The sequence below is a fragment of the Pseudomonas sp. H1h genome (assembly GCF_000633255.1).
Classification (GTDB): Bacteria; Pseudomonadota; Gammaproteobacteria; order Pseudomonadales; family Pseudomonadaceae; genus Aquipseudomonas.
Genome location: NZ_AYMJ01000013.1, coordinates 130,085 through 146,084, shown reverse-complemented (window position 1 = coordinate 146,084; position 16,000 = coordinate 130,085). Strand labels below are relative to the sequence as shown.

Here is a 16,000-nt window from a genome sequence, read left to right as displayed (position 1 = left end):
TTTACAGGACAGCTCCCCGTGTCTGTCGCGCCCTGCGACAGCGTTCAGCGGCTGCCCGCTTTCTGCGTGTACCCGAACGACGGGCCGAATTCCACTGGCCGGAACCCTGCATGAAACGTCCCCGCCCCGCCCGACGCGCCCTGCTCGTAGTCCTTTGTCTGATTCCTGTTGTTGCCTACGCCGCGTGGCAAATCATGCCGCCGGGCCGGGACCGCTTCGCCACCGTACAAGTCACCCGTGGCGACATCGAAAGCAGCGTCACCGCGCTGGGCACCCTGCAACCGCGACGCTATGTCGATGTCGGTGCGCAGGCCTCGGGACAGATCCAGAAAATCCACGTGGAAGTCGGTGATGTGGTCAAGGAAGGCCAGTTGCTGGTGGAAATCGATCCGTCCACGCAGAAGGCCAAACTCGACGCCGGGCGCTTCTCCATCGAAAACCTCAAGGCGCAATTGCAGGAACAACGCGCCCAGCATGAACTGGCGCAACAGAAGTACCAGCGCCAGCAGCATCTGGCCGCCGGCGGCGCCACCCGCGAAGAGGACGTGCAGACCGCCCGCGCCGAACTGAAAGCCACTCAGGCGCGCATCGACATGTTCCAGGCACAGATCCGCCAGGCCGAAGCCAGCCTGCGCAGCGATCAGGCCGAACTCGGCTACACCCGGATCTACGCGCCGATGGCCGGCACCGTGGTCGCCCTCGACGCCCGCGAAGGCCAGACCCTCAACGCGCAACAACAGACACCGCTGATCCTGCGCATCGCCAAACTGTCGCCGATGACCGTGTGGGCCGAGGTGTCCGAGGCCGACATCGGCCACGTCAAACCGGGCATGACCGCCTACTTCACTACCCTCAGCGGCGGTCAGCGACGCTGGAGCAGCACTGTGCGGCAGATTCTGCCGGTGCCGCCCAAGCCACTGGATCAGACCAGCCAGGGCGGCGGCAGCCCGGCCAGCACCAGCAAAAGCGGCAGCGCGCGGGTGGTGTTGTACACCGTGCTGCTCGACGTCGATAACGCCGACAACGCCTTGATGGCCGAGATGACCACCCAGGTGTTTTTCGTCGCCGACCAGGCCAGGGACGTACTCACCGCGCCGGTCGCCGCATTGCAGGGCAGCGCCACCGCCAACCTGCAGACCGCACAGGTGATCGCTGCCAATGGCGACATCCAGCACCGCGAGGTGCGCACCGGCATCAGCGACCGACTCAAGGTACAGATTGTCGACGGCCTCAACGAAGGCGATCACCTGCTGATCGGCCCGGCCGACGGCAACGGGGGCTGAATGCAAACGCCTCTGATCGACCTGCAGGACATCCGCAAATCCTACGGTGGCGGCGACGCCCCCGAGGTTCACGTGCTGCGCGGCATCGACCTGTCGATCCACGCCGGTGAGTTCGTGGCGATTGTCGGCGCTTCCGGCTCCGGCAAATCGACCCTGATGAACATCCTCGGCTGCCTCGACCGCCCAACCTCCGGCGAGTACCGCTTTGCCGGGGAAAACGTCGCCGGCCTCGACAGTGACGAGCTGGCGTGGCTGCGTCGCGAAGCCTTCGGCTTTGTGTTTCAGGGCTATCACCTGATTCCATCCGGCTCGGCCCAGGAAAACGTCGAAATGCCGGCGATCTATGCCGGCACCCCCGCCGCCGAACGTCACGCCCGCGCCGCTGCCCTGCTCGACCGGCTCGGTCTGGCCTCGCGCACCGGCAACCGTCCGCATCAGTTGTCCGGCGGTCAGCAGCAACGGGTGTCGATTGCCCGGGCGCTGATGAACGGCGGCCACATCATCCTCGCCGACGAACCCACCGGCGCCCTCGACAGCCACAGCGGCAAAGAGGTGATGGCACTGCTCGACGAACTGGCGAGCCAGGGCCACGTGGTGATCCTCATCACCCACGACCGCGAAGTCGCCGCCCGAGCCAAGCGCATCATCGAAATTCGTGACGGCCTGATCATCAGCGACAGCGCCCGCGACAACCCCGACGCCCAGACCAGCGCCAACCCCGGCGCCCTGCAAGCGGTCGACCTGCGCAAGCGCCTGGCCGAGGGCGCCGAAGCTACCGGCGCCTGGAAAGGTGAATTGGTCGATGCCCTGCACGCGGCATGGCGGGTGATGTGGATCAACCGCTTTCGCACCGCGCTGACCCTGCTCGGGATCATCATCGGCGTGGCGTCGGTGGTGGTCATGCTGGCGGTCGGCGAAGGCAGCAAGCGCCAGGTGATGGCGCAAATGGGCGCGTTCGGCTCGAACATCATTTACTTGAGCGGTGCGTCCCCGCATCCACGGGCGCCCTTGGGCATCGTCACTCTGGACGATCTGGCGGTGCTCGCCACCCTGCCGCTGATCAAGCAGATCATGCCGGTCAACGGCGCCGAAGCGGTGGTGCGTTTCGGCAACCTCGACCACAACAGTTATGTCGGCGGCAACGACACCAACTTCCCGAAAATCTTCAACTGGCCGGTGGCCGAAGGCAGCTATTTCACTGCCGCCGATGAAGCCGCCGGTGCCGCCGTGGCAGTGATCGGGCACAAGGTCCGGACCAAGCTGCTCAAGGATGTCGCCAACCCGATCGGCCAATACATCCTGATCGAGAATGTGCCGTTTCAAGTGGTCGGCGTGCTCGCGGAAAAAGGCGCCAGCTCCGGCGATTCCGACAGCGACGACCGCATCGCCGTGCCCTACTCCGCCGCCAGCACGCGGTTGTTCGGCACCTACAACCCCGAGTACGTGGCGATTGCCGCCGCCGATGCGCGCAAGGTCAAGGAAACCGAGCAGGCCATCGAGCGCATGATGCTGCGCCTGCACAACGGCAAGAAGGATTTCGAACTGACCAATAACGCCGCGATGATCCAGGCCGAGGCGCGCACCCAGAACACCCTGTCGCTGATGCTCGGTTCGATTGCCGCGATTTCGCTGCTGGTCGGCGGCATCGGCGTGATGAACATCATGCTCATGACCGTGCGCGAACGGACCCGCGAGATCGGCATCCGCATGGCCACCGGCGCTCGCCAGCGCGACATCCTGCGCCAGTTCCTCACCGAAGCGGTGATGCTCTCGGTGGTCGGCGGGATTGCCGGCATTGCCCTGGCGCTGATCGTCGGCGGCGTGCTGATCCTCAGCGAAGTCGCCGTCGCGTTCTCGTTGATGGCGGTGCTCGGCGCATTCGGCTGCGCGTTGGTGACCGGTGTTGTCTTCGGCTTCATGCCTGCCCGCAAAGCTGCCCGGCTCGACCCGGTCACGGCCCTTACCAGTGAATGATCGATCTATGAAACCGCGCCTCAGCCTGTTGACCGTGTGCCTGATCCTCAGCGCCTGCGGCAGCCCCGCTCATCGTCCGGACAGTGGCGTGCCAACGCCTGCCGCCTGGCAATCGCCCCATGCAGCCAGCGTGGCACGTATCGATCCACAATGGTGGACGCGGTTCGGCAGCCCCGAACTCGACCACTTGATCGAACAGGCACGCCTGGGCAGTTTTGACCTCGCCGCCGCCGTCGCCCGCGTGCGTCAGGCGCAGGCAGGAACGGTGATCGCCGGCGGCTCGCAGTTGCCGGAAATCAAGGCCGGGTTCAACGCCAATCGGCAGAAACTGCTGCGCGGCAGCGGCTACAGCCAACTGGACGCGGACAGCAGCAATCAGGCGGTGGATTACTTCGACACCAACCTGAGCGCCAGCTACGAAGTCGATTTCTGGGGCGGCAAACGCGCCTCTCGCGACAGCGCGCAGTTCACCTTGCAGGCCAGCGAATTTGATCGCGCCACCGTCGAGCTGACGTTGCTCAGCGGGGTCGCCAGCACCTACGCGCAAACCTTGTCGCTGCGCGAACAGGCGCGCATCGCCGAGCTGAATCTGAGCAACGCGCAAAGCGTCTTGCAACTGGTGCAGACCCGTTACGACGCAGGCTCAGCCACCGCCCTGGAGCTGGCTCAGCAGAAAAGCCTGGTGGCCGCGCAGCAACGGCAATTGCCGCTGGTGCAACAACAGGCCCGGGAAGCGCTGATCAGCCTCGCCGCCCTGCTCGGTCGACCGGTGCAGCAACTGCCGGCCACTCAGCAACCCTTCGATCGGCTGCAATGGCCAGAGATTGCCAGTGGCGTACCCAGCGATCTGCTCAACCGCCGCCCGGACATTGCCCGCGCCGAAGCGCAACTGGCAGCGGCCGAGGCCGACGTCAAAATCGCCCGCGCGGCGATGCTGCCGAGCCTGACCCTCACCGCTCAACTCGGCTCCGGTGCTGACCAGTTCGATCAACTGCTTCGCAGCCCGTTCTACAACCTCACGGCCGGCCTGGTTGCCCCGATCTTCAACAATGGCCGTCTCGGCGCCGAGCGCGACAAGGCCACAGCACGCCAGCAGGAACTGCTGGAAAGCTACCGCGGGGCGATCATCAATGGTTTCGCCGATGTGGAAAAAGCCCTGAACAGCATTCGCGGCCTCGACCAGCAACGGCAATGGCAAAGCGAAGAGCTGAATCAGGCACAGATCGCATTCGACATAGCCCAGAGCCGCTATCAGGCCGGTGCCACCGACCTGCTGACCGTGCTGGAAACCCAGCGCACCTTGTACGCCGCGCAGGACCTCAACGTGCAACTGCGCCTGGCGCGATTGCAAGCGAGCATCGCGTTGTACAAGGCGCTGGGGGGTGGATGGCAGACGGCGAGCCGGTAATCCCTCGGCAAGAGGACTGCCAGCGATGGGGGTGTGTCAGAAAACTCATCCTTGAATGCCCCACCGCTTTCGCGAGCAAGCCCGCTCCCACGGGATTTGTGTTCCACGCCGGCAGGTAAATGTGCGGAGCTGGTGGTCAGGGATTGGGCTGTGTCAGGGGAATCATCCTTGAATGACCCACCGCTTTCGCGAGCAAGCCCGCTCCCACGGGATTTTTGTAGCGCCCGGGGCTTGAGCGATACACAGATCAAATGTGGGAGCGGGCTTGCTCGCGAATGAACGATGACGCGGTTTCAGACCGGTGCTTGTTTAGCCTTCAGATGCCGCGCATACCACGGCCGCTTCGGTACTTTGCGGAACAACTCCGAGAGCTTTTTCTCGTCATCGCTGAAGGTGATGCGCAGCGCCAGCTTCATGGTTTCCGGGTCCATCTCCACCGACTTGCCCACCTGCAACCCCGGCACGGTGCTGCAGCCGTGGGTGATCGGGCCGAGCCACGGGTCATTGACCTCGACCCAACGTCCCGGAGCGAACCACGGCACGCCATTGACCTGCAGACGCGTGACCTCACCCGGATGAAAGCGCTCGTGGGCGCGGAACCAGTCTTCCAGACGGTCATCGATCCAGCCATGGAACGCCCAGAACACCGGACTTACGTGAGAAGAAAACGGGTCGCCGAGAAAGTCGTTTTCAGCGGCGTACCAGCGTGCGGAAAAGTCTGCCGGGTCGCGGGCAAACGGCACCGGATGCCCGTTGGACGGATCGCGCGGTACCGACGCCCAGCGCATGTGCAACCAGTCGTGCAGCCCTAGCTCAACCTCTGAACCGAACTGCCCCAACGTCAGCTTCGCCAGATAGCGCGGATCGCGGTAACGCGACTCCCAGACCAGGAAGTTGCTGTGATAGGTCTCGGCAGTCTTGATGTCGCTGACCCATTGCGAGTACTCGTCATCCTCCTCCGCCAGCCAGGTCGGCGGCAGCGAGGTGCCGTCGTGGTTGTCGAAATAGTCGGCAAAGCCCCGGCGATCGCGAATCAGCTCCGGCTGCGGCAACGGGAAATGCTGCCACGACGGCAGGTCCTGCATCGACCGCGCCGTGCCCAGCATGTGCCGGTGCATGAAAAAGAAATCGATGCCCGAACCGTTGCGGTCTTTTTTCGCGCCACGCGCGTCGCGCTCCTTGTCGCGGGGGCCGGGTTGCCAGCCGATACCGCGCAAGGCACCGCGCTTCTCTTCCGACAAGGTGTGCCACTTGTCACGTGAGGCATGCCAGAGCTGGTGGAACAAACGGTGCTCGGGCGAGATCAGCCACGCCAACAAGGTCGGGTTGAGACCGATGCGCTCGCGTGCTTCAGGGAACACCCGCTTGACCGCGACAAAGCGGTTGTCCTGCGCCGGCAACATCAGTGGCCGATCCAGATTCAACACCCGTCCGCTGAGGCTGCCGCTGCCGGCATTGCCGAAACCGGCCCAGACCTCATCCAGGGCCATGCTGAATTCATAATCGGGGGCACCATCGACCGCCGTGTTGCTGACCAGCCGCCAGCTCAGTTGCGCGGCACTGACATCGGCCAGATCGGCGAGCACCCGGTAGCGCGGCGGTTCAGGCGAGCGCAGACGTTCGGCGGTATCCAGAAAACCGATCACCCCACGGCCCTTGTGAGCGATGTCGAGGAACACCTCCAGGCCATCCTTCGGCACCCCGGCAATGCCCGCATCACGACCCTCGAAACGGATCTGCCAGACACCTCGCAGGGTATCGGCCAGACGCTGGCCAGCCACATCCGCCACGTCGAACGAAGCTTCGCCGGGGGTGATCGTCGGGTCCGGCTTCGTCCATTCACGATGCCCAAAATACGCTGCAGGCACGGCGGCGCCGGTCAGTGCCAGACCCGCCATGAACCATCGTCGAGAAATCGTCATTGCCCTACCTGTGTCAGCCATGAAGCAGGCTTTATCCAAGCTAGAACGTTTGCTGCGCGTGCAAATTTAAGCGCTTGGGCACCGGACTAAATTTCCCTTGCAGCCAGTCGTTCCTCCCAGATAGCGAAGGCCCACGTGCCTGCACCTCGACGGCGAACCTGACTGAGATGGCAATGACAAAACCACGTTCGAAAAAGGCTCTTTACATCGGCCTGCCGCTGGCCCTGGCGATCAGCGCCGCGGCAGGCTTTGCAGTCTGGGAGCATTGGTTCAAGGACAACCCCGGCTACCCGCCCAAAGTCATGAAGCAGGCCGATGAGTTGCAGGACCGGATTATTTCCTTCGACAGCCACATCACCGTGCCGCTGGATTTCGGTACTGCCGGCAACGAAGCCGACAAAGACGGCAGCGGTCAGTTCGACCTGATCAAGACCGCTCGGGGCAGGCTTTCCGGCGCAGCGCTGACAATCTTCGGCTGGCCGGAAATCTGGAACGGCGCCAACGCCCCGCACCGGCCTACCGCGGGTTTCATCGAGGAAGCGCGCTTCGAGCAGGAGACCCGCTACAAGATCATCACCACGCTGGTGCGCGACTTCCCCAATCAGGTGGCCATCGCCTACACCCCGGACGACTTCCGGCGCCTGCACGGCGAAGGCAAGTTCGCGATCTTCATGAGCATGCTCAACGCCTATCCGCTGGGCAACGACCTCAACGCCCTCGACAAATGGGCAGCGCGTGGCATGCGCATGTTCGGCTTCAGTTACGTGGGCAACAACGCCTGGGCCGACTCGTCGCGACCGCTGCCGTTTTTCAATGACACCCGCGACGCCCTCGGCGGGCTGTCCGATATCGGCAAGCAGGCGGTACACCGGCTCAACGATCTGGGGGTGATCATCGACGTGTCGCAGATGTCGACCAAGGCCGTGGAGCAAGTCGCGCAATTGAGCCGCGCCCCGATTGTGGCCTCGCACTCGGCGCCACGGGCACTGGTGGACATCCCGCGCAACATCAGCGATCAGGAAATGCAGCTGATCAAGAACAGCGGCGGCGTGGTGCAGATTGTCGGCTTCCCGACCTACCTGCGCCCGTTGAGCCAGCACACCCAGGACAAGCTCAACGCCCTGCGTGCCAAATTCGACCTGCAGCCGCTGCAGGGTCTGGAAATGGCGCTGATGCCCGGCGATCCGATCATCACCGTGTGGCCCGAGCAGCGCTTTGGCGAATACGCCAGTCAGCTCTACGGAATTGTCGACGAAGAACCGAAAGCCACCCTCAAGGATCTGGGCGACGCCATCGATTACGCGGTGAAGAAGATCGGCATCGACCACGTCGGCATCAGCTCCGACTTCAACGATGGCGGCGGCATCGACGGCTGGAAGGACGTCAGCGAGGCGCGCAACGTGACCGCCGAACTGATCTCGCGGGGCTACAGCGAAGCCGACATCGCGAAATTGTGGGGCGGCAACTTCCTGCGGGTCTGGGAACAGGTGCAGCAATCGTCGAAACCCGTGGCCAGCCACTGACGCCCATTTGAACAAGCGAACCGACTTCATGACCAACCGCCGTTCTTTCCTCAAGCAGGCCGGGATTCTGGCCGCCGGCCTGCCCTTGGGCGCCGCCATCAACCTGCCGGCGCGGGCCGCCACCCCGCAACCGGAGTCCGCAGACAAATGGGTGCAACTGCGCCAGTTGTTCGAGCAGGACCCGGACTATCTGCACTTCGCCAACTTCCTCGTGACCTCGCACCCACGACCGGTGCGCGAAGCCATCGAACGCCATCGCGCCACACTCGATCGCAACCCCGGCCGAGCGATGGACTGGGACCTGGGCGAGACCGAAAAGCGTGAACAGTTCGTGCGCGAATGGGCCGGGCGTTACCTCAAGGCCAAACCCGAACAGATCGCCCTGACCGGCAGCACCACTGAAGGCCTGTCAATGATCTACGGCGGCATTCACGTGCGCCCGGGGCAGGAAATCCTCACCACCGAACACGAGCACTACTCGACCAACTACACCCTCGGTTATCGCCAGCAACGCGATGGGGTAAAGGTGCGCAAGCTCAAGCTGTTCGAGAGCAGCGCGAAGATTTCGGTCGACGAAGTGCTGAGCGGCATCGATCGCGGCATCCGCCCCGAAACCCGCGTGCTCGGCATGACCTGGGTGCAATCGGGCAGCGGCGTGAAACTGCCGATCGGCGAGATCGGCAAACTGGTCGAGCAACACAATCGCCAGCGCGACGACAAAGACCGCATTCTGTACGTGGTCGACGGTGTGCATGGCTTCGGCGTCGAGGACATCGACTTCCCCGACATGCACTGCGATTTCTTCATTGCCGGCACCCACAAATGGATGTTCGGCCCGCGCGGCACCGGGATCATCTGCGCACGCTCCAGCGAGCTCAAGGACGTCACCCCGATCATCCCGACCTTCTCCGAAGCCACCACTTTCTCGACCACCATGACCCCGGGCGGTTACCACAGTTTCGAGCACCGCTGGGCGCTGGACGAAGCGTTCAAGCTGCATCTGGAGCTGGGCAAGAACGAGGTGCAGTCGCGCATCCACGCGCTCAACACCTACGCGAAAAATCGCCTGCTGGAACAGCCCTCCATCGAGCTGGTGACACCGCGCAGCGCAGCGTTGTCGTCCGGTTTCACCTTCTTCCGGATCAGGGGCCGCGACTGCGATCAGGTCGCCGCGCAACTGATGGCGGACCGGGTGGTGTGCGATGCGGTGGATCGCGACGTCGGTCCGGTGATCCGCATCGCCCCGGGCCTGCTCAACAGCGAAAACGACATCGAGCGCTTCATGGCCGTGCTCAACAAGCACCTGTGAAGCGCCCCGCTTTCCTTTAATCGAGATGACTCATGAAACGTGATCTGTTGTCCCCCGTCACCGGCATCGGCGCACTCAAGGCCCTGGCCCTCACGGCCCTGCTGGGCAGCCTGCTGCCGAGTGCCGCGCTGGCCGCCACACCGCCCGTGCCGGGCAAAGTCTTCAAGGACTGCAAGGACTGCCCGGAAATGGTCGTGCTGCCGGCCGGCACCTTCACCATGGGCACCCCGGACGATGAAGTCGGTCGTGAACCGGACGAAGGCCCGATGCATGACGTGACCTTCGCCAGACCCTTCGCCATGAGCCGCTTCCAGGTCACCGCCGCAGAGTGGGACAACTACGTGCGCGAAAGCGGCGTGACCATCGCCAATGGCGATACCCGCCCGGGGCGCGAATGCGTCGCCAGCAAGCCGCGCTACCCGCAGGGGCCTCGGCAACCGGCGGTGTGCATGAACTACTATGACGTGAAGAACTACGTCGCCTGGCTGTCGAAAAAAACCGGGCAGAAATACCAGATGGTCAGCGAGGCCCAGCGCGAATATGCCGCACGCGGCGGCACCAAGGGCCCGTTCCCCTTCCCGTTCGACGAAGGCAAGGAATACAGCATTGCCAAGCACGCCAACACCTACGGCCCGGCGGACGGTTTCAGCTACAGCTCGCCGGTGGGCAGCTACCCGCCCAATGCCTTTGGCATGTACGACATGCACGGCAACGTCTACGAATGGGTTGAAGACTGCGAACACCCGGACTACGTCGGCGCGCCGACCGATGGCAGTGCGTGGCTGGAAGCCAATTGCGAAGCCGTGCGCATTCGCGGCAATGACTGGGGTGAAGCGCCAGTGTTCTCGCGCTCCGGCAACCGCAACAGCCAGTACCCGAACGAGCGTGGCGACTGGATGGGCTTTCGCGTAGTGCGCGAACTCTGACCAGCACCGAAATGCCCCTGTGGGAGCGAGCCTGCTCGCGAATGCAAACGGTCTGCCGCCGACAAGGTTGACTGACACAACGCTTTCGCGAGCAAGCCCGCGCCCACAGGTTTGTAACGGGTCGCCGCCAGTCGGCACCCGGCTAAATTAAGCCTGCCACCAGACGTTCTACTGGGTATCTGCCTTTATACCCAAGGAACTGTCTTCCATGACCCAGCCTACCCGTGGCGCCATCGGCGAATTGTTCGCCCTGTTGAAACCGTTTCGGCTCATCGTCGCCGCGTCCATTTTCCTGGGCATGGTCGGCGGCCTGAGCGTCACGGTGTTGCTGGCGACCATCAACAACGCCCTGCATTCGCAAAGCGGCCTGACCCAAGGCGTGGTCGCGCTGTTCGCCGGCCTGTGCCTGCTGGCCCTGGCCAGTTCGATCTGCTCGGACATCGGCACCAATTACGTCGGCCAGCACATCATCGCCAAACTGCGCAAACAGCTGGGTGAGAAAGTCCTCTCGGCGCCGATCGAACAGATCGAACGCTACCGCAGCCATCGGCTGATCCCGGTGCTGACCCACGACGTCGACACCATCAGCGACTTTGCCTTCGCCTTCGCGCCTTTGGCGATTTCCGTCACCGTGACGCTCGGCTGCATGGGTTATCTGGCGCTGCTGTCGTGGCCGATGTTCCTGATCATGGTCGCGGCGATCCTGATCGGCACGGCGATCCAGGCCTACGCCCAGAGCAAGGGCGTGCAAGGTTTCATGGCCGCACGGGATGCCGAAGACGAACTGCAAAAGCACTACAACGCAATTGCCGAAGGCGCCAAGGAGCTGCGCATTCACCGCCCGCGCCGTCAGCGCATGTTCGTGTCGGGGATCAAGGCCACCGCCGAATTCATCTGCAACACTCAAGTGCGCTCGATCAACACCTTTGTGATCGCCAAGACCTTCGGTTCGATGCTGTTCTTCGTGGTCATCGGCCTGGCCCTGGCGCTGCAAACCTTCTGGCCGAGCGCCGACAAGACCGTCATGAGCGGCTTCGTCCTGGTGCTGCTGTACATGAAAGGCCCGCTGGAGCATCTGATCAGCACCCTGCCGATTGTCAGCCGGGCGCAGATCGCCTTCCGCCGTATCGCTGAACTGTCCGAACAGTTTTCCACCCCGGAAGCGCACCTGTTGCTCAGCGATCAGGGTCAGGCCGAGAAGACCGTGCACAGCCTGGAACTGGCCGACGTGCGTTACGCCTTCCCGGCTGTCGATGGCGCCGCGCCGTTTCAACTGGGCCCGGTCAACCTGACCATCAAGCAAGGAGACATCACCTTCATCGTCGGTGAAAACGGCTGCGGCAAAACCACCCTGATCAAATTGCTGCTGGGCCTGTACACCCCGCAACAGGGTGAGATTCGCGTCAACGGCATAGGCATCGATGCGCACAATCGCGATGACTACCGCCAGTTGTTCACCACGATTTTTGCCGACTACTACCTGTTCGACGACGTGGTCCAGGGCGACATGCAGATCCCGGCAGATGCCAACAAATATCTGCAACGGCTGGAGATCGCGCACAAGGTCAGCGTCAAGGACGGCAATTTCACCACCACCGACCTGTCCACCGGTCAGCGCAAGCGCCTTGCGCTGGTCAATGCGTGGCTGGAAGAACGCCCGGTGCTGGTGTTCGACGAGTGGGCGGCCGATCAGGACCCGACCTTCCGCCGCATCTTCTATACCGAGCTGTTGCCCGACCTCAAGCGACTGGGCAAAACCATCATCGTGATTTCCCACGACGACCGCTATTTCGATGTCGCCGATCAACTGGTACGCATGGAGCGCGGCCGGGTGGTCAGTGAATTGACCCCGGCCTGACACACCCGCCAGACGCCTTGCGCGATTTGATCCGCAAGGCGCCCCCCCTCTTTTCAGCGCACAGAACCGGACCGGCAGCGATTTATTTGTCGGGTTTGTTTCCGGTTTTTCGCCATCACTCCGTCTTAATAATAATTCCTATTAACAAAAACTCTGCACAACACGTTCAGGAGCTCAGGCAAGTAATGCACCCTCTTCCACGCCGCACACCTCTCGCGCTGGCCGTACAGCGTCCGACTTTGCATAAAACCCTGCTGACCAGTGTCCTGCTGACCGCCACCTTGCTGGGGAGCTCGATGGCCAATGCGGCACCGGTCAAGGTCAACATTGCGGTGCAACCGCTGTCCAGCGCGCTGACCGAACTGGGCCTGCAAACCAACCTGCAGATCCTCTACAGCCCGGACCAGGTGGCCGGGATCAAATCCCGTGCGGTGTCCGGTTCGCTGGAGCCTTCCGAAGCGCTGGCCGCAATGCTCAAGGACAGCGGGATTTCCTTCCAGATCAATGGCAGCAGCGTCACCCTGGTCTCGGGCGGCGCAGGTTCGACCCTGCAACTGGGCGCGACCACCATTTCCGGCCAGGCGCTGGGCCTGACCACCGAAGACAGCGGCTCCTACACCACCGGCGCCACCACCACCGCGACCAAGCTGCCGCTGACCATTCGCGAAACGCCGCAATCGGTGACCGTGGTCACCCGTCAGCAAATGGACGACCGTGGCGAAAAGAACATCGGCGACGTGCTGCGCAACACCCCCGGCATCTCCGTGCAGCAATATGACAGCGACCGCACCGAATACGCGACTCGCGGCTTTGCCATCACCAACTTCCAGTACGACGGCGTCAACAACGTCTACGACGGCGTGTACGACGAAGGCGCGACCCACGTCGACATGGCCACCTACGATCGCGTCGAAATCATCAAGGGCGCCACTGGCCTGATGACCGGCTCGGGCGACCCGTCGGCCACCGTCAACCTGGTGCGCAAGAAGCCGACCAAGGAATTCAAGGCGTCGGTCACCGGCACGGCCGGCTCGTGGGACAACTATCGCACCGAAGGCGATATCTCCGGCCCGCTCAACGACAGCGGTTCGGTGCGCGGGCGCTTCGTCGGCGCCTATCAGGACAAGAACTCCTACATCGATCACTACACGCAGAAAAAGGATGTGTACTACGGCATCCTCGAAGCCGACCTCAGCGAAGACACCTTGCTGACCTTCGGCATCGACAAACAGAGCGTGACCCCGCGCGGTTCGTCGTGGACCGGCAACCCGGTGTACTTCTCCGACGGCGGACGGACTGACTTCCCGCGCAGCTTCAACCCGGGCGCCGACTGGAGCCGTCGCGATTTCGACTCCGTGACCTACTTCACCTCGCTGGAGCAGGCCCTGGCCAACGACTGGAAACTCAAGGTCAGCCTCAACGAAAAAATCACCGATCACGACACGCAACTGGCCTCGGCCAGCGGCGGCAATCCAAATCGCGCCACCGGCGAAGGCATGTTCCTCTACTGGGGCCGCTGGGAAGGTCACCGCGTCCAGGATTCGGCGGACATCAACGTCTCCGGTCCATTCACCCTGGGCGGTCGCGAGCACGAACTGGTGGCCGGCATCATGGCCTCGCACTCGCGCCAGACCGGTGCGACGTTTGACACCAGCGCTTTCAGCCAGGTACCGGGCAGCATCTATGACTGGAACGGCCATCTGCCGAAACAGGAGTTCCCGAAGAACGGCAAATACGAGCGCACCCAGAGCCAGAACGGCATCTACCTCGCCACGCGCCTGCGCCCGACTGACGACCTCTCGGTAATCCTCGGCAGCCGCCTGAGTACCTTCAAGTACAACGAGGACTACTCCTACAATGCGGGCACCGGCATGTCCGACACCCATGCCAGCTACAAGGAACACGGCGTCGTCACGCCTTACGCCGGTGTGGTCTACGACCTCAACGACACCTACTCGGTGTACGGCAGCTACACCAACATCTACCAGCCGCAGATTTACAAGGATGCCGACGGCAAGACCCTCGCGCCGGTCGAAGGCAACGCCTACGAAACCGGTCTGAAGGCCGCCTACTTCGATGGCCGCCTCAACGCCAGCCTGGCGTTCTTCCGCATCGAGCAGGACAACGTTGCCGAATCGATCGGCACCAACCCGGTGACCAACGAAGGCATCTACAAAGCCATCGACGGCGCCACCACCAACGGTGTCGAACTGGAACTGGCCGGTGAACTGCAAGAAGGCTGGAACCTGTCCGCCGGCTACACCTACGCCCGTACCCGTGACCAGGACGAGCAACGGATCTACGGCTACCCGCTGTCCACCACCAAACCCGAGCACGTGTTCCGCACGTTCACCACTTACCGCCTGCCGGGTGTGCTGAACAAGGTCACAGTCGGCGGCGGTGTGAGCTGGCAGAGCGCGTTCTACGGCAAGATCTACAGCGCACCGGCCGGCGACTACACCCGCATCAAGCAAGGCGGCTACTCGCTGGTGGACCTGATGACCAAGTACGAGTACGACGAGCACCTGAGCTTCACCGTCAACGCCAACAACGTCTTCGACAAGAAGTACCTGACGGGCCTGGGCAACTTCGACACCACGTTCTACGGCGAGCCGCGCAACCTGCAACTCACCGCCAAGTACAACTTCTGATTCACATCGCAAACGCCAATGCCCGCATCGCAAGATGCGGGCATTTTTTTTGTCCTGTCGTTGGCCTCGCGGGCTGTGTGTCGGGCACAAAAAAACCGCCATTGCCGACTCGGCAATGGCGGTTCCGGGATCAGGTCAGAGGTGTGAGCGCACCCACTGCGCCACCTCGGCATGGATCGCCTCGACCTCACTCAGCAGCCCGGCCATGCGCAGGAAGTCGTGGGTCATGCCCGGTTGTTCGAGCAGGGTCAGATCATTGCCGGCGGCGCGCAGACGCTCGGCATAGGCACGGCCTTCGTCATACAACGGGTCATGGCCGGCCAGGTACACCAGCGCCGGCGCGATGCCAGACAAGTCGTCCGCCAGCAACGGCGAGCAGCGCCAGTCGGCCAGATCTTCCGGGGTGCGGGCGTAATGTGCGTAGAACCAGTCCAGCGTCGGGGTCTCCAGCAGATAGCCTTCGGCGAAATCGCGATGCGAGGCGCGATGCGTCGTGGCGTCCGTCACCGGGTACACCAGGACCTGCGCCTTGGGCCGCAGACTCAACGCCTCAGGCTCACGAACCGCGATCAACGCCAATACCGTCGCCAGCGTCGCTCCGACACTGTCACCGGCCAGCACCGTCCGCGCCGCGTCCAGACCCAGACTTGCGCCTTCGCGCACCAGCCAGTTGGCGGCATCGCAAGCGTCCTGTACCGGGGTCGGGAACCGCCATTCCGGCGCCAGGCGATAGTCCACCGTCAACAGCGCGAAACCACCCTGCGCCGCCAGACGTCGGCACAGTGCATCATGAGAATCGAGACTGCCGACCACGTAGCCGCCACCGTGGAAGTACAACATCACCGGTTGCAGACCGTCGGCGGCTTGCCCGGTGCGATACAGGCGCGCCGCCAGACTGTGACCATCGCGTGCAGCGAGGGTGAAATCCTGACAGCTGACGCTGTCCAGCGGCACATCGAGAAAGCCCGACGCCGCTTCGAAATCGACACGTGCCTGTTGCGGGGTCTGCTCATGCATCGCACGGCTTTTACCGGTCAGTCGGCCAAACTCGGCGAGTTCGAGAAATGCTTGCAGTTCTGGCAGTACAGCCATCGTTTACATCCTTCCAAAAACAGGTGAATGACCGGGCAGCCTTGGCTGCACGGC

Annotated in this window: 10 protein-coding genes; 8 read left to right on the top strand and 2 right to left on the bottom strand. The window is 63.1% G+C overall.

Features of this window, described 5'->3' with window-relative positions:
* Window positions 1-110: 110 nt before the first annotated feature.
* From U862_RS0110670 to U862_RS0110660, 3 genes are read left to right on the top strand one after another with little or no spacing between them, the layout of a single operon-like run.
* Window positions 111-1,283 (top strand): efflux RND transporter periplasmic adaptor subunit, encoded by a 1,173-nt coding sequence (locus U862_RS0110670; RefSeq protein ID WP_025110395.1) that lies wholly within the window; start codon window positions 111-113, stop codon window positions 1,281-1,283.
* The gene (locus U862_RS0110665; protein ID WP_025110394.1) at window positions 1,284-3,257 is read left to right on the top strand and encodes a MacB family efflux pump subunit; all 1,974 of its coding nucleotides are present in this window, start codon (window positions 1,284-1,286) and stop codon (window positions 3,255-3,257) included.
* Window positions 3,258-3,264: 7 nt separating this feature from the next.
* Window positions 3,265-4,665: an efflux transporter outer membrane subunit gene (locus tag U862_RS0110660; protein ID WP_025110393.1), complete on the top strand. Its 1,401-nt coding sequence runs from the start codon at window positions 3,265-3,267 to the stop codon at window positions 4,663-4,665.
* Between the two features lie 293 nt (window positions 4,666-4,958).
* On the opposite strand, the gene U862_RS0110655 is transcribed toward U862_RS0110660, so the two are convergent.
* Window positions 4,959-6,587 (bottom strand): hypothetical protein, encoded by a 1,629-nt coding sequence (locus U862_RS0110655; protein ID WP_025110392.1) that lies wholly within the window; start codon window positions 6,585-6,587, stop codon window positions 4,959-4,961.
* A gap of 173 nt (window positions 6,588-6,760) precedes the next feature.
* Here U862_RS0110655 and pvdM point away from each other — a divergent pair, with 173 nt between their 5' ends.
* The 5 genes from pvdM to U862_RS0110630 all read left to right on the top strand — a co-directional run bounded on the left by pvdM (window position 6,761) and on the right by U862_RS0110630 (window position 14,854).
* Entirely contained in the window at window positions 6,761-8,110 is a 1,350-nt protein-coding gene (pvdM, locus tag U862_RS0110650) for a pyoverdine-tailoring dipeptidase-like protein PvdM (RefSeq protein WP_025110391.1), read from the top strand.
* A gap of 28 nt (window positions 8,111-8,138) precedes the next feature.
* Window positions 8,139-9,419: an aminotransferase class V-fold PLP-dependent enzyme gene (locus tag U862_RS0110645; RefSeq protein WP_025110390.1), complete on the top strand. Its 1,281-nt coding sequence runs from the start codon at window positions 8,139-8,141 to the stop codon at window positions 9,417-9,419.
* A 32-nt stretch (window positions 9,420-9,451) separates the two neighbouring features.
* Window positions 9,452-10,345 (top strand): formylglycine-generating enzyme family protein, encoded by an 894-nt coding sequence (locus U862_RS0110640; protein WP_025110389.1) that lies wholly within the window; start codon window positions 9,452-9,454, stop codon window positions 10,343-10,345.
* 208 nt (window positions 10,346-10,553) lie between these two features.
* Window positions 10,554-12,203 carry a cyclic peptide export ABC transporter gene (locus tag U862_RS0110635; RefSeq protein ID WP_025110388.1) on the top strand — a complete coding sequence of 550 codons (1,650 nt, stop codon included), beginning with the start codon at window positions 10,554-10,556 and terminating at the stop codon, window positions 12,201-12,203.
* Window positions 12,204-12,388: 185 nt separating this feature from the next.
* Entirely contained in the window at window positions 12,389-14,854 is a 2,466-nt protein-coding gene (locus U862_RS0110630; RefSeq protein ID WP_025110387.1) for a TonB-dependent siderophore receptor, read from the top strand.
* Between the two features lie 135 nt (window positions 14,855-14,989).
* Here the strand turns inward: U862_RS0110630 and U862_RS0110625 are convergent, their stop codons facing one another.
* Window positions 14,990-15,946 carry an alpha/beta hydrolase gene (locus tag U862_RS0110625; protein WP_025110386.1) on the bottom strand — a complete coding sequence of 319 codons (957 nt, stop codon included), beginning with the start codon at window positions 15,944-15,946 and terminating at the stop codon, window positions 14,990-14,992.
* Between the last annotated feature and the right edge of the window lie 54 nt (window positions 15,947-16,000).

Bases quoted from the DNA above. Each gene is read 5' to 3' on its own strand.
- U862_RS0110635 (WP_025110388.1), top strand. From the start codon at position 10,554: ATGACCCAGCCTACCCGTGGCGCCATCGGCGAATTGTTCGCCCTGTTG.
- U862_RS0110670 (WP_025110395.1), top strand. From the start codon at position 111: ATGAAACGTCCCCGCCCCGCCCGACGCGCCCTGCTCGTAGTCCTTTGT.
- U862_RS0110625 (WP_025110386.1), bottom strand. From the start codon at position 15,946: ATGGCTGTACTGCCAGAACTGCAAGCATTTCTCGAACTCGCCGAGTTT.
- U862_RS0110630 (WP_025110387.1), top strand. From the start codon at position 12,389: ATGCACCCTCTTCCACGCCGCACACCTCTCGCGCTGGCCGTACAGCGT.
- U862_RS0110645 (WP_025110390.1), top strand. From the start codon at position 8,139: ATGACCAACCGCCGTTCTTTCCTCAAGCAGGCCGGGATTCTGGCCGCC.
- pvdM (WP_025110391.1), top strand. From the start codon at position 6,761: ATGACAAAACCACGTTCGAAAAAGGCTCTTTACATCGGCCTGCCGCTG.
- U862_RS0110655 (WP_025110392.1), bottom strand. From the start codon at position 6,587: ATGACGATTTCTCGACGATGGTTCATGGCGGGTCTGGCACTGACCGGC.
- U862_RS0110660 (WP_025110393.1), top strand. From the start codon at position 3,265: ATGAAACCGCGCCTCAGCCTGTTGACCGTGTGCCTGATCCTCAGCGCC.
- U862_RS0110640 (WP_025110389.1), top strand. From the start codon at position 9,452: ATGAAACGTGATCTGTTGTCCCCCGTCACCGGCATCGGCGCACTCAAG.
- U862_RS0110665 (WP_025110394.1), top strand. From the start codon at position 1,284: ATGCAAACGCCTCTGATCGACCTGCAGGACATCCGCAAATCCTACGGT.